General features: G+C 59.4%; 13 protein-coding genes, 1 tRNA gene and 2 pseudogenes. 8 read left to right on the forward strand and 8 right to left on the reverse strand.

Going from position 1 to position 12,328, the window contains the following annotated elements:
* Positions 1 to 3: 3 nt before the first annotated feature.
* Positions 4 to 810: an RNA methyltransferase gene (locus A7Q00_RS09595; RefSeq protein ID WP_064090330.1), complete on the forward strand. Its 807-nt coding sequence runs from the start codon at positions 4 to 6 to the stop codon at positions 808 to 810.
* 266 nt (positions 811 to 1,076) lie between these two features.
* Here A7Q00_RS09595 and A7Q00_RS09600 read toward each other — a convergent pair whose 3' ends face one another.
* The 8 genes and pseudogenes from A7Q00_RS09600 to A7Q00_RS09630 form a co-directional block, all read right to left on the reverse strand.
* The gene (locus A7Q00_RS09600; RefSeq protein WP_064090331.1) at positions 1,077 to 1,526 is read right to left on the reverse strand and encodes an EVE domain-containing protein; all 450 of its coding nucleotides are present in this window, start codon (positions 1,524 to 1,526) and stop codon (positions 1,077 to 1,079) included.
* Between the two features lie 63 nt (positions 1,527 to 1,589).
* Entirely contained in the window at positions 1,590 to 2,003 is a 414-nt protein-coding gene (locus A7Q00_RS09605; RefSeq protein WP_156503795.1) for a hypothetical protein, read from the reverse strand.
* A 27-nt stretch (positions 2,004 to 2,030) separates the two neighbouring features.
* The gene (locus A7Q00_RS09610) at positions 2,031 to 2,477 is read right to left on the reverse strand and encodes a hypothetical protein (RefSeq protein WP_064090333.1); all 447 of its coding nucleotides are present in this window, start codon (positions 2,475 to 2,477) and stop codon (positions 2,031 to 2,033) included.
* A gap of 300 nt (positions 2,478 to 2,777) precedes the next feature.
* Positions 2,778 to 3,305 carry a hypothetical protein gene (locus A7Q00_RS09615; RefSeq protein WP_064090334.1) on the reverse strand — a complete coding sequence of 176 codons (528 nt, stop codon included), beginning with the start codon at positions 3,303 to 3,305 and terminating at the stop codon, positions 2,778 to 2,780.
* 101 nt (positions 3,306 to 3,406) lie between these two features.
* Positions 3,407 to 5,431: a site-specific recombinase gene (locus A7Q00_RS09620; RefSeq protein ID WP_064090335.1), complete on the reverse strand. Its 2,025-nt coding sequence runs from the start codon at positions 5,429 to 5,431 to the stop codon at positions 3,407 to 3,409.
* Positions 5,432 to 5,445: 14 nt separating this feature from the next.
* Positions 5,446 to 5,564: pseudogene (locus tag A7Q00_RS14330) on the reverse strand (IS5/IS1182 family transposase); the annotation flags it as partial.
* A gap of 318 nt (positions 5,565 to 5,882) precedes the next feature.
* A complete protein-coding gene (ftsX, locus tag A7Q00_RS09625; protein ID WP_064090336.1) occupies positions 5,883 to 6,800 on the reverse strand; it encodes a permease-like cell division protein FtsX in 918 nt (305 codons plus the stop codon).
* The gene (locus A7Q00_RS09630) at positions 6,797 to 7,450 is read right to left on the reverse strand and encodes a cell division ATP-binding protein FtsE (RefSeq protein ID WP_064090337.1); all 654 of its coding nucleotides are present in this window, start codon (positions 7,448 to 7,450) and stop codon (positions 6,797 to 6,799) included. Before A7Q00_RS09630 ends, ftsX begins: the two co-directional genes overlap by 4 nt.
* 183 nt (positions 7,451 to 7,633) lie before the next feature.
* On the opposite strand from A7Q00_RS09630, the gene A7Q00_RS09635 reads away from it, so the two are divergent.
* From A7Q00_RS09635 to A7Q00_RS13635, 7 genes and pseudogenes are all read left to right on the forward strand, one after another.
* Positions 7,634 to 8,137 carry an adenylyltransferase/cytidyltransferase family protein gene (locus A7Q00_RS09635; RefSeq protein WP_064090338.1) on the forward strand — a complete coding sequence of 168 codons (504 nt, stop codon included), beginning with the start codon at positions 7,634 to 7,636 and terminating at the stop codon, positions 8,135 to 8,137.
* A complete protein-coding gene (locus tag A7Q00_RS09640) occupies positions 8,134 to 9,864 on the forward strand; it encodes a biotin--[acetyl-CoA-carboxylase] ligase (protein WP_064090339.1) in 1,731 nt (576 codons plus the stop codon). Before A7Q00_RS09635 ends, A7Q00_RS09640 begins: the two co-directional genes overlap by 4 nt.
* Positions 9,861 to 10,652, forward strand: a complete 792-nt coding sequence (locus A7Q00_RS09645; protein WP_064090340.1) for an SPOR domain-containing protein — start codon at positions 9,861 to 9,863, stop codon at positions 10,650 to 10,652. Before A7Q00_RS09640 ends, A7Q00_RS09645 begins: the two co-directional genes overlap by 4 nt.
* A gap of 263 nt (positions 10,653 to 10,915) precedes the next feature.
* A complete protein-coding gene (gene sodA, locus A7Q00_RS09650) occupies positions 10,916 to 11,539 on the forward strand; it encodes a superoxide dismutase [Mn] (protein ID WP_064090341.1) in 624 nt (207 codons plus the stop codon).
* 90 nt (positions 11,540 to 11,629) lie between these two features.
* On the forward strand, positions 11,630 to 11,914 hold the full coding sequence (gene yhbY, locus A7Q00_RS09655; RefSeq protein ID WP_064090342.1) for a ribosome assembly RNA-binding protein YhbY: 285 nt from the start codon (positions 11,630 to 11,632) through the stop codon (positions 11,912 to 11,914).
* Between the two features lie 134 nt (positions 11,915 to 12,048).
* Positions 12,049 to 12,133, forward strand: a tRNA-Leu gene (locus tag A7Q00_RS09660).
* A gap of 108 nt (positions 12,134 to 12,241) precedes the next feature.
* Positions 12,242 to 12,328, forward strand: a pseudogene (locus A7Q00_RS13635) (IS1595 family transposase); the annotation flags it as partial.

Genomic DNA, 12,328 nt, shown 5'->3' on the forward strand with positions numbered 1-12,328 from the left:
GATATGACAGACACCCCCACCGTTCCCGACTACCTGCGCCACATCCGCGTGGTGCTCGCCCGCACCAGCCATCCCGGCAACATCGGCGCCGCCGCCCGCGCCATGAAAACCATGGGCTTGAGCCGCCTCACCCTGGTCGCGCCCAACCTGATGGCCACGCCAATGACTCCCGAGCCGCCCGCTTTCGATGCCGCCCAGGCTGCCGCGTTCCGGCTGCCGGAAGAAAGCTTCATCCTCGCTTCCGGCGCGCGCGACGTGCTGGAGCAGGCGCGAATTGTGGCTACTTTGGATGAAGCGCTGGCCGACACCGTCTTGAGCTGCGCCCTCACCAGCCGCCGCCGCGAACTCTCCGCCCCGCTGCACACCCCGCGCGAACTCGTGCCCGAGCTGTTGCAGGCCGCGCAGCAAGGTTTTCAGGTAGCCCTCGTATTCGGCAACGAAACCTTCGGTCTGAATATCGACGAAGTGCAGCGCTGCAACCGCCTGCTCACCATCAGCGGCAATCCCGCCTATTTCTCGCTCAACCTCGCCCAGGCCGTGCAAGTGGTGTGCTACGAAATTTTCAGCCAAACCGGCATCGGCATGAGCCAGCTGCAACAGGCGCACACGCCCGCCACGCAAAGCCAAACGCGCGGCATGGTGGAGCACTTGGAGCAAATCATCGAACAAACCGGCTTTGCCAACCGCCGCAACCAAGAACGCATGATGCGCCGCCTGCACAGCTTCTTTAACCGCGCCTCCCCCAGCCGAGAAGACATCGACCTGCTGCGCGGCCTGTGGAACAGGATTTCGCAGCGGCTGAAGGATTAAACGGCGCTTTTATAGTGGATTAACAAAAATCAGGGCAAGGCCGTACTGGTTTGAATTGAATCCGCCAATCGTGCAAAAGGCTACCTGAAACTTTCAGGTAGCCTTAGGTTTATATATGGCCTGCACGCGAAAGAGGCGATACATGGGCAGGATGGGCGTTTGCCTGTTAATCCCCGTATGCCCTGCAAAGGCGGGCGATTACCGCCCGCGCAGTTTTTCAGGTAGCCTTTGGGCGGGGCGTCGGATTCAGGAGCGGCCTGCGGCGGTTAAAACAAACTTTCCTGGCGGGCGCCGGTTGCGGGCGTTTCGGATTCTGCCAGCATATAGTCGTGCACGAAGGTGAAGAAGTCTTCGCTGATTTCAAAATGGCCGTAGCGCAGCCGGACGGCATATTTTTTCCATTCCGGATGCGTGCGGATAACGGCAATCGGGCATTCGCGCCGGATTTCGGCATAGGCCACGTTGCGGCGGAAGGGGATAAAGCTTGCGCTCATCTGAAACGGGTAGGCCTGGTCGTCGGTAATCTGCCCGAGAGCGGTGAAAGATTGCAGTTTGTCGTGGCCGTCCAAACGGATTTTCGGGCTGTAGTAGAGCAGCCAGTCGCCGCGTTGCATGCGGTTGAGCGGCGCGGCCTTGCCGTGGCACACTTGGCAGAAGCCGCCTGCCACGCCGCGCAGGACGTGCTCTTTGGAAACCGTGCCTATCCAGTATTTCATAGGTATCCTTTTCAGATGGGTTTCAGGTAGCCTTATGCGGCCGGCAGAAGGCTACCTGAAAATTTATTTTGACGGTTCGGGCAGGCATACCGATAACACGAAAGCCGCCGCCGCGCCGCAGGCAGCAAAGGCGAATCCGCTGAACATATCCATGAGCAACCACCAAATGCCCGACAGCAGCGCTCCCGCCGCCGTTATGGCGGCAATGCCGGGTAGGTTGCGCTTCAGGTGCAGCAGCATGGCCCAGAGGCCGGTAAGGAAGGCGGGCAGGCCGCCTACCGGATAGCTGAACAGAATGGCAATAGGAATCAGCTGGAAAGCCTGTTCTGGATTAGGGTCGGTCAAGCCGGAACCAAGCAGCAACAACACCGCGCCCAAGGGCGGGCCGAACAGGCCGTAAATAATCAGCACCCGCCACGCATACGGCGGTTTGGAGGCGGAACGATTGAGATGATCTTGTTTGGGCTCTTCCATCATGATTTCCTCGGCAGGCTACCTGAAAATTTATTTTGCCGGCTTGGGCAGGAATACCGATAACACGAAAGCCGCCGCCGCGCCGCAACCAAAAAGCATCCAGTTCTCAGCCGAACCAGACATGCCGAACATGACGGCATCACAGATGACCGACAGCAGGGCGCCTGCTGCCGTTACGGCAGCGATGCCGGGCAGGTTGCGCTTCAGGCGCAGCAGCATAGCCAAGAGGCCGGTAAGGATGGCGGAGATGCCGCCAAACCAGTAACTGGCCAGGAAGAATTCTGGCATGTTTCTGAAAAACTGATTTGAGGGAGGTAGTGGCTCAGACGCGACAACATGGAACTCCACTGTGAGGAACAGTATGAGCGACACTATGCCCAAGGGCGGGCCGAACAGGCTGTAAATAATCAGCACCCGCCATGCATACGGCGGTTTGGAAGCGGATGGGCGGTTGCCCGGTTTGGTTTCTTCAATCATTTCTTTCCTCGTACGGGCTACCTGAAAATTATTCGGCAGTAAGCGTAGCCCGGATACCGGTATCCGGCAAACCTGCAACGTTGCCATTATTGCAAGCTGTTGCCGTCATGCCTGAAATGCCGGGTTCAAGAGTCCGAGCGGCGGCTGCTTCGCCCAAACCTTTTTCAGGTAGCCTGAAAGGGGAAGGGCTACCTGAAAACGTTGGATTCAGCCCAACTTATGCTTGCTTCAACGCAGTTAAAACGGCGTGCGTTCCGCATACGCCCTATCTATGCAGGTTACACTTGCTATATTTCACGGTTACCAAATCATCGGTTTGCTCTGCTCGTATGAATTGCCTTTTAAGAAGGCGATTAAATAATCATCAAGGTTGTCAAATCGTGAATTTCCATTGGCATCGTAAACCCAAATCTGCGGCTCGATATAATCATCTAACCACAGAAGATAGACTTGCTCATAAGTATAAGCACTCCCGGCAAATAAGGATAATCTGTCGTGTTGGAAAATGCTTCCAGCATTGTTATCCCATTCTTTGATGTTTGATCTCAAAGAGTGTTTTATGCCGCTTACTCTTTCATCATTTATCTGTTTGTAAGGAAGCCATAAATCCTCCATTTCGCTAATGGAAAGCCAATCGCCATGTGTGGCGTCTAAAATTGATGAATATTGGCAATATCTAACGGATAGCATTGGGGAGGCCTTTCTGTAGACCCCTTTTTTCAAGGTCGGGATTTTTTCAACTTCGTATCCGGGAGAATATTTTAATTCTGAACCATTAATATCACGTAATTTCGACAAGGTTTTTACAAGATAATTTTGGGTATCCATGCTTTCATCCCTATAAAAATAGGTTATGGCAAGTGCAGCTTGGGCGGGACGGCCGTTATGCTCAAGTGGTTTCAGGTAGCCTTTCCCTACCCGCTATACCGCTATTTTCCCGGCGCGGCGGGTTTTTTCTCGGCTTCGGGCGTGTCGCTGGGCGGGAAGAACAGGCTTTTGGGTTTTTGTTTCACCAGCGAGATGGTGCTGCCGATGATTTGCAGCGGGTTGTCCAGCACGGCGTCGCGTGAGCGCAGGGCCACCCACAGGGTGATGGAGAAGCTCACCAGCAGGTTCACTGCGCCGATGAGTAGCACCATCAATAAATTGGCGGTGAAGGAGAAGAAGCCGATGTCGCCGCTCACGGCGGCGTAGCCCAGGTTGGCGGAGGAGAAGGCAACGTGGCGGATGTCGAGCGGCAGGCCGGTGAGGTGGCCGAGGTAGCCGGTCATGCCGAGGAGCCAGCCGAAGCAGAAGTTGGCCATGATGGCGCCGTAGTGGTGGTGGATGTAGTCGGCCAAACGTTGCCGCCAGGCGGCGGGCAGGATGCGTTTGAGCAGGGGGTGTTCGCGCAGGCGCAGTTTGAGGTTGAGGTAGTCGGCGCGGTTGTCGAAGAAACCGGCGATGATGCCGGAGCAAAACAGCCACACGCCGGCGATGGCGGCAAACAAGAGCGCGGGGGTGCTGAATACGGCGAGGGATTTGAGCTGGTAGGCGGTGGTGGCCGTATCCAGCAGGGGGCTGCCGAAATGGTGGGCGAAGGCGTGGCTGATGAAGGTGGCGAGCAGCACGGCGACGACTACGTTGCCGAATACGGCCACGCCCTGCGAACGGATTACGTCAATCAATAGCTGGGCGAGCTTTTGGTTTACGGCGCGGCCGCTGCTGCTGCGTTCCACGGCTTGGGCGAATCGGGCGGCGGTCATGGCGGGCTGTTTGGTGGCCACGGTGAAGTGCAGTATGTGGATGAGCACGAAGCCGATGCCGTAGTTGAGGCTGGCGAGCACGGCGTGGTAGAGGTGGCCGCCGGGCAGGCTGCCGATGTGGATTTTGAGCAGCGCCATCAGGGCGATGAGCACGCCGCCGCCGGCTGCGGAGCGCAGCATGCCCCAGTATTCGCTGCGGTTGCGGGTGATGTAGTGTTCGCCGTGGCGGCTGGAGTTTTGGCTGATGCTGCGGGCGAGCATTTTCACGTTGCTGCGCCACAGGGGCAGGATGCGCCGCTGCGCCACCACGGCCACGGCGATTTCGTTGGCCAGGAGCAAGGTGCGCAGCAGGCTTTGGGTGCGGGTGCGCGCGGCAAACAGCGCCATGAGCCGTTCCATGCGGGTGAGGGTTTGCTGGAGGCGTTGCAACAGGTGCGCCACGGCCATGGAGGAGCCGGCACCGGCGCCGGTGCCTTTGCGCTGCAGGCGTTCGATGAGGGTGCGGCATTGCGCCAGCATCACGTCTAAATGGCCGGCATCGTAGGTGGTGCGGGAGCCGGGCTGGCGGCTGCGTTGGAAGTCGAGCCAGTCGGACACTTCGCGCATGAGCCCGACGAATGGCGAATCCACGTCCAGCAGTTTGGGCTCGAGGCGGATGAGGTCGTGGTCGAGGTCTTCGGCAGCCACCCAGATGGAGAGCATTTCCACGGCATACAGGCTTTCGTCGCGCAGGTGGCGGCCGCACATTTCGCGCACGGCGGGCTCGGTTTGCCGCTGGATGGTGCTCAGGAGGCGCAGCCAGGCGGAAAGTGGGATGGCGGCGAGCCATTCGCCGTCGTTGCCGCCGCAAAACAGCAGCGTGAGCACGTCGCGCAGGTTGTTGCAGTCTTTATAGGCGGGGTTGATGCGCTCGTAGAGGCGGTGGCGGAATTCGTGACCGAAGCCGGAGCGGGAGAAGATGCCGATGGTGATCAGAGTGGGATACACGCGCACGCTGGAGAGCCAGCGGCACAGCAGGGTGGCGATGGTTTTGCCTTCGCCTTCTTGCCGCAAATGGTTGCACAAAATGCCGAAACGCACCGGCGCGCCCGCCACGCCGCCCTGCCGCAGCCAGGTCACCACTGCCTGCAACACGCCCAGCGCGTTGCCTTCGGCGGCGGATCGGCTGATGGTTTCAGGTAGCGTGTGTCGGGGTTTGCGTGTGAACATGGTTTTCCTTTTTATAGTGAATTAAATTTAAACCAGTACAGCGTTGGCTCGCCTTGCCGTAACGTGTGTACTGTCTGCGGCTCGCCGCCTTGTCCTGATTTAAATTTAATCCACTATATTGTTCCGGCCGGAGCCGGGAGCGGATGTGCGAAAAACAGTGGCCACCTTTTCAGGTAGCCTCACGAAAAAAAGGGGGAGCGATTGTAACAGATTGCCGTTTGGGGCAAAAAGGGCGGGCTGGGAAATGGGAAGGGATGATGGTGGGCTGAAGATGGATTGGCAAAGGGTTTCCGCTTTTCAGGTAGCCTCATGGTGTGATTAAAGGCTACCTGAAACTTTATGCTAAGGGGGTTGAGGTTTATCGGAGCCTTTGGTTTTTCAGGTAGCCTTGACGGTATGGCATCGGGCTACCTGAAAAATGGTTTGAGGGCTTTCAGGTAGCCTTTGGCTGTTAATGGCTCTTGGCCTTGAATTCCTGCAAATGGCGGCTGCCGGCCAGCCAGGCGCCGGCCATGCCCAGGCCGCACACCACGGCGATAATCACGGCCATTTCCCAGCCGTGGAAGAAGCGCCAGTCTAAGTTCAGGCCGTAGGGCCTGAAAATTCGGTCCACCAGCGGGCGGGTGCTGCGCATCAGCCAGCCGCACAGCACCAGGCTCAAGGCGGAAGACAGCACGCCCTGCCACAAGGCCTGATAGAGGAAGGGGCGGCGGATGAAGGAAGCGGGCGCGCCCAACAGCTTGGTGATTTCGATTTCTTCGCGCCGGCTGAGGATTTGCAGGCGGCTGGTGTTATACGCCACCAACACCAGCGCCGCGCCCAGCGTGATCACCAAAAAGCGGAACACCTGATGCACGAATTCGTTGATTTGGAACAGGGTTTGCATCCATTCGGCATCCATCTGCACGCTCTCGGCCTTGGGCAGCGCAGCCAAATCGGCCCGCAGGGCGGTTTGCTCTTCGGGGGTGGCACCGTCTTTGGGCGTGATCACGAAGGCATCGGGCAGCGGGTTGGTATCGAGCATCGACACCAAATCCTGCCCCTGAAACGCCTGCTGCAGCTCGGCCATGCCCTGCTGTTTGCTCACGTATTCAGCTTTTTCGATGCGGCTGTCTTCCGCCAGCTTGGCGCGGATGGCGGCGATGTCGGCCTCGGCGGCTTCGGGCGTGAGGTAGATGGTCATCTGCGGGGCTTGGTTGAGCCGGCCGAGCACTTCGGTGCTGCTTTGCACGCCCAAATAGAGCATCAGCGGCAAGGTCATGGCGGCGGCCAGCATCAGCAGCACCATCAATGTGCCCAAGGGCTGGCGCACGAGGCGGGCAAAGGCCTGGCAGGCGGCTTCCAGATGCAGAGAGAGATAGTGTTTCATGCAGCAAACCTGCCTTCCTGCAAACGCAAAATGCGGTGGCCGTAGTCGGCCATCAGGGTTTCGTCGTGGGCGGCCACGATGACGGTGGTGCCGGCTTCGTGGAAGGTTTTGAAGAGCTCCATGATGTCGAGCGCGTAGGCGCGGTCGAGGTTGGCGGAAGGCTCGTCGGCAATCAGGAGGCCGGGCTGGTGCACCACGGCGCGGGCAATGCACAGGCGCTGCTGCTCACCGCCGGACAGGGTAATCGGATCGGCCGTTTCGCGCCCGCCCAAGCCCACTTTTTCAATGGCGATGCGGGCACGTTTTTCGGCGGTTGCGCGGTCGTAGCCGATGATGCGCAGCGGCAGCAATACGTTTTGCAGCACGTTACGGTCGAACAGGATTTTGTGGTCTTGAAACACCAGGCCGATGTGCTGGCGCAGATAGCCCAGGCGGCTGTCGTTGAGCGTGCCGAGGTCTTGGTTGTTCATCCACACTTTGCCGGAAGTGGGCTTGGTGATGCCGGCAATCAGCTTGAGCACGGTGGATTTGCCCGCGCCGGAATGCCCGGCCACGAAAATCATCTCGCCCTTGCTGATTTTAAAGCTGACGTTTTGCAGGGCGCGGAAGCCGCCGGGATAGGTTTTGGAAACTTGTTCGAAACGGATCATGATGTGGGGATTGGGAGTGAATGGGTTTCAGGTAGCCTTTGGGGAAACGCCGTTTAAGGCTACCTGAAACGGGAGGCTACCTGAAAACAGCCTGCGGATTATACGGCAATTTCCGCCCGCCCAACACCAAGCGGCGGCGCAAAAATGGTATCATCCGCGCTTTATTACTTTGGAAGAGCCGCCATGACTGCCTGGCCTACCCCCGATTTCGAACGCAAAATCTGCCCGCCCGAGGCGCTGGCCGGGAAATTGGCCGGGCTGCCGCGCCCATTGGTGTTCACCAACGGCTGCTTCGACATCCTGCACCGCGGCCACGTTACCTACCTCGCCCAAGCCCGCGCGCTAGGCGCGGCGATGGTGCTCGCGCTCAATACCGACGCTTCCGTGCGCCGGTTGGGCAAAGGCAGCGACCGCCCCATCAACCCGCTGGCCAACCGCGCCGCCGTGGCCGCCTCGCTGGCGAGCGTGGATTTGGTTACCTGGTTCGACAGCGACACCCCGGCCGAACTCATCGAATTGGTGCGCCCCGATATCCTAGTGAAAGGCGGCGACTGGCTACCTGAAAACATCGTCGGCGCCGCCGAAACCCTGGCGCGCGGCGGCAAAGTCTATTCCATCCCCTTCCTGCACCAAACCTCCACCACCCAAACCCTGGCCAAAATCCGTGCCGCGGAGCAAGGCTCATGATGCAGGCCGTACACTGGCAGCTGCTGGCCGCCTTGGCAGACGGCCGGCCGCACCACGTTACCGAACTGGCGCGCCTCATCGGCCGCAAGCCGCCGCAGCTCAACGCGCTTTGGCAGCAAGTGCCGCCGCACATCCGCGGCCTGCTGCGCCAGCAAGACGGCCGCTGGCGGCTGGTGCGCCCGCTAGCGATTTTGGACAACGCCGTTTTGCAACAACAGGCCGCAGCCGCAGGCTGGCAGGCCGAACTGCTGCACGAGCACCCCTCCAGCAACAGTTACCTCATCGCCCAAGCCAAATCCGGCAGTCCGATCCACCGCCGCATCGCGTTTGTGCACGATCAAACCCAAGGCCGAGGCCGCCAGGGGCGCAGTTGGCAGAGCCGCATCGGCGAATGCTTAATGTTCAGCGCAGGCTGGTGTTTTTCCCGCCCGCCGGCCGAGTTGGGCGGCCTCACGCTCGCCGCCGCGTTGGCCTGCTGCCGCGTGCTGCGCGATTTGGGCGTGCCCGCGCAGATTAAATGGCCGAACGATTTGGTCATCGGCGGCGAAAAGCTCGGCGGCATCCTCACCGAAACCGTGCGCTGCAACGGCCAAACGGCGGTTGTGATCGGCATCGGCATCAATTTCGTGCAGCCCAAAGCGGTGGCCGATGCTGAAGCCGTGCAGGGCAGCGCGCCCAATATAGCCGTGAGCCGCCTCACCGAACGCCTGCTGCCTGAACTGGCGAACACTTTTGAGCAGTTCGACCGCGCAGGCCTTGCCCCCTTCCTCGCGGGCTACCACGCCTGCCACCGCGACCAAAACCAACCCGTGCGCCTGCTGCGCGACGGGCAAACCCTGCTGCAAGGCACGGCCTTGGGCGTGGATGAAGGAGGTGCGTTGCGGATTCGCGATGCCGAAGGTATGGAGCACCATGTGGTGAGCGGCGAAATCAGCCTGCGCCCGCTGCACAACCAAAACGCCGCAGCGCCCGATGACAAACAGGGCAAAATGCTGCTGCTCGATGCAGGCAACAGCAAGCTCAAATGGGCCTGGGTGGAAAACGGCCGCATCACGGCGGCAGACAAAGCCGCCTATTGGAATCTCGAGCCGCTTGCCCACAGTTGGCAGCAGTACGGCGGCGAACATGTGCGCATCATCGGCTCGGCAGTGTGCGGTGAAGCCAAGCAGCAGGCCGTGGCCGAACAGCTCGGCCGCACGCCGGAATGGCTCGGCTCGATGCCGCAGGCTTTGGGCATCCGCAACCACTACCGCCGCGTGAACGAACACGGTGCCGACCGCTGGTTCAATATCCTCGGCAGCCGCCTCTTCACTGAACACGCCTGCGTGGTGGTGAGCTGCGGCACCGCCGTAACCATCGACGCCCTTACCGCCGACAATCATTACTTGGGCGGCAGCATCATGCCCGGCTTCAACCTGATGAAAGAGGCGATGGCGCAACACACCGCCAACCTCAACCGCCCCGCCGGCCGCGCCTACCCCTTCGGCACCACCACCGCCAACGCCATGGCCGGCGGCATGCTCGACGCCATCTGCGGCGCGGTTTTGCTGATGCACACCCGCCTGCAGCAAAAACACCCTGGCCAAACCGTGGCCGTGATCATCACCGGCGGCGGCGCTGCCAAAGTAAAACAAGGGCTACCTGAACAATTTGCTTTGGACAACCCCATTCAAATTGTGGATAATCTCGTGCTTCACGGATTACTCAACTGGGCTGCACAAACATGAAGTGGCTGTTTGCCGTTTTGGTAGCATTAAACATCATCGTCTTCGGCGGGATGCTGGTAACGCGCATGGCGCAACAGCAGCAGCCCGTGCCCGTTGTGCAGCAACAACAGCCGCAGCCCACCACCGTGGTGGTGCAAACCGCCCCCGCCCAGCCCGCCGCCCCGCAGCAACCGGCCACACCCGTGCCGCCGGTGGATACAGGCCGCCCCCGTACCGTGCCTGCTGCCCCCGGCCGCCCCAACACCCCGGCCAAACCCGCCGGTGAAGCCCAGCCCAAGCCCACCCCCGAAAGCGGCATCCGCGCGCCCAACACCGCCTGCACTGCCGTGGCCGTGTTGCCGGAAGACGACTACCACCGCATCAAAGGCCTGCTCGCCCGCTGGCCGCACGCCGCCACCCGAGTGGTGGAGCGCCGCCGCGATTCCGGCCACGCTCAGCGTGGCAGTGAACGCTACCAAGTGAGCGTTACCATCGAAGGCGACGTGCAGGAATTCACCGCCAAACTGCGCTCGCAGGGCTTCCGCAACGCCAGCGTCGCCGGCGGCCGCATGAGCCTCGGTTCGTTTAGCAGCGAACAGCAGGCCGAGCAAACCGCCGTCAAAGCCCGCCAAGCCGGTCTCAATCCGCAGATCGCCCGCACCGGCGCATCCGGCGGCGACCAATCTGCTGAATTGGGCGAATCCAAAATGCAGGTAACGTTTATGAATGTGGACGACAACGCCGCCGCCGGTATCAGCAGCGTCATCGGCCGCTACTCCCACCTGCGCCGCGCCCCCTGCCGCAAATAAACAACCGAAGCGTGTGGCTGAAATAATGCTCCTTCACATGGAGGCGAGCCGCAGGCAGGAGTAGGAAAAGTATTTCGGCGGCAAACAATAAAAAGGCTACCTGAAAACTTTAGCTTCAACGAAGTTAAAACGTGGCGCAGCGCGGTTTCCGCGCCGCCCGGATTTCAGGTAGCCTCTTCTTCTTTGAGAAAAACCTTGAACTGCCAATGGATAAAACTTATCATTGCCCATTCGCAAAACACATCTGAAAAAGGAAACTGATTATGGCATACCAACTGCCCGCACTGCCCTACGCCTACGACGCGCTGGAGCCGCATTTTGATGCGCAAACCATGGAAATCCACCACAGCAAGCACCATCAGGCCTATGTAAACAACGCCAATGCCGTGCTCGCCAACCTGCCCGAGTGGGAAAAACTGTCGGCCGAAGAGCTGATTGCCCGCCTGGCCGAGCTGCCTGAAAACGTGCGCACCCCGCTGCGCAACAACGCCGGCGGCCACGCCAACCACAGCCTGTTTTGGCAAATCCTGAAAACCGGCACCACCCTGCAAGGCAAGCTCAAAGCCGCCATCGAGCGCGATTTCGGCAGCGTGGAAGCCTTCCAGGCCGAGTTTGAAAAAGCCGCCGCCACCCGTTTTGGTTCAGGCTGGGCTTGGCTGGTGTATGAAGACGGCAAGCTCAAAGTCGTTTCCACCGCCAACCAAGACTCCCCACTGATGGGGCAGGCCGTATCCGGCGCATCCGGCTACCCGATTATCGGCTTGGATGTGTGGGAACATGCCTACTACCTGAAGTTCCAAAATCGCCGCCCCGACTACATCAAAGCCTTCTGGCAAGTGGTCAACTGGGACGAAGCCGCCCGCCGTTTTGAAAGCGTGGCCGCCTAAGCGCCTGCCTGATGAAACAGGCTACCTGAAAGCCCGTTCGGCATGTTCAGGTAGCCTTTTCCAATTACTTAGCAAATACCAATCAATAAAATGGCAACACTCAGCAACGAAGACATCCGCCGCTTCAAACAACAAGCCCAGCAACTGCGCCCCACCGTGCTCATCGGCAAACAAGGGCTCACCGAAGCCGTTATCAAAGAAACCGACACCCGCCTTACCGCCCGCGAGCTGATTAAAGTGCAAGTGGCCGGCGACGACAGGCAGGAGCGCATCGCCATCGCCGAAGCCCTCTGCGCCGCCACCGGTGCCGAACTGGTGCAGCACATCGGCAAACAGCTGGTGCTGTGGCGGCCGAAGCCCGAAGAAAAAGAGTAGGGCGGCTGTGCATTTTTTCATGCAGGGCAGGCCAAAGCTGTATCGGTGGCGGTTGATTTGTTATTCCGCAATATATCCGATTTCAAACAGCATCTTGCCAAACCGGCATATTGCAGTATAATGCCGCCTTTCCTGCGGACGTGGCGAAATTGGTAGACGCACCAGATTTAGGTTCTGGCGCCGAGAGGTGTGAGAGTTCGAGTCTCTCCGTCCGCACCAATATATTCATATTTTTCATATTGTTATATAACGCTTGGTGCAAATTACGTCATCGGGCGTTTTTCTTTTGGGGCTGACGTAGATTAGTAGTTATGCTAGGCTACGAAAATGCAGATAACCAATTGTAAATTAAGCAAGAGAGTTCAAAATAAACTGCTTGAATTTTTCGTACTCCAAGTTACCACCCGTTCCGCT

The sequence above is a fragment of the Eikenella halliae genome, assembly GCF_001648475.1.
Taxonomy (GTDB): Bacteria; Pseudomonadota; Gammaproteobacteria; order Burkholderiales; family Neisseriaceae; genus Eikenella; species Eikenella halliae.

Coding starts and splice junctions, on each gene's coding strand:
- A7Q00_RS09595 (WP_064090330.1), top strand. CDS start 4: ATGACAGACACCCCCACCGTTCCCGACTACCTGCGCCACATCCGCGTG.
- A7Q00_RS09600 (WP_064090331.1), bottom strand. CDS start 1,526: ATGAAATACTGGATAGGCACGGTTTCCAAAGAGCACGTCCTGCGCGGC.
- A7Q00_RS09605 (WP_156503795.1), bottom strand. CDS start 2,003: ATGATGGAAGAGCCCAAACAAGATCATCTCAATCGTTCCGCCTCCAAA.
- A7Q00_RS09610 (WP_064090333.1), bottom strand. CDS start 2,477: ATGATTGAAGAAACCAAACCGGGCAACCGCCCATCCGCTTCCAAACCG.
- A7Q00_RS09615 (WP_064090334.1), bottom strand. CDS start 3,305: ATGGATACCCAAAATTATCTTGTAAAAACCTTGTCGAAATTACGTGAT.
- A7Q00_RS09620 (WP_064090335.1), bottom strand. CDS start 5,431: ATGTTCACACGCAAACCCCGACACACGCTACCTGAAACCATCAGCCGA.
- ftsX (WP_064090336.1), bottom strand. CDS start 6,800: ATGAAACACTATCTCTCTCTGCATCTGGAAGCCGCCTGCCAGGCCTTT.
- A7Q00_RS09630 (WP_064090337.1), bottom strand. CDS start 7,450: ATGATCCGTTTCGAACAAGTTTCCAAAACCTATCCCGGCGGCTTCCGC.
- A7Q00_RS09635 (WP_064090338.1), top strand. CDS start 7,634: ATGACTGCCTGGCCTACCCCCGATTTCGAACGCAAAATCTGCCCGCCC.
- A7Q00_RS09640 (WP_064090339.1), top strand. CDS start 8,134: ATGATGCAGGCCGTACACTGGCAGCTGCTGGCCGCCTTGGCAGACGGC.
- A7Q00_RS09645 (WP_064090340.1), top strand. CDS start 9,861: ATGAAGTGGCTGTTTGCCGTTTTGGTAGCATTAAACATCATCGTCTTC.
- sodA (WP_064090341.1), top strand. CDS start 10,916: ATGGCATACCAACTGCCCGCACTGCCCTACGCCTACGACGCGCTGGAG.
- yhbY (WP_064090342.1), top strand. CDS start 11,630: ATGGCAACACTCAGCAACGAAGACATCCGCCGCTTCAAACAACAAGCC.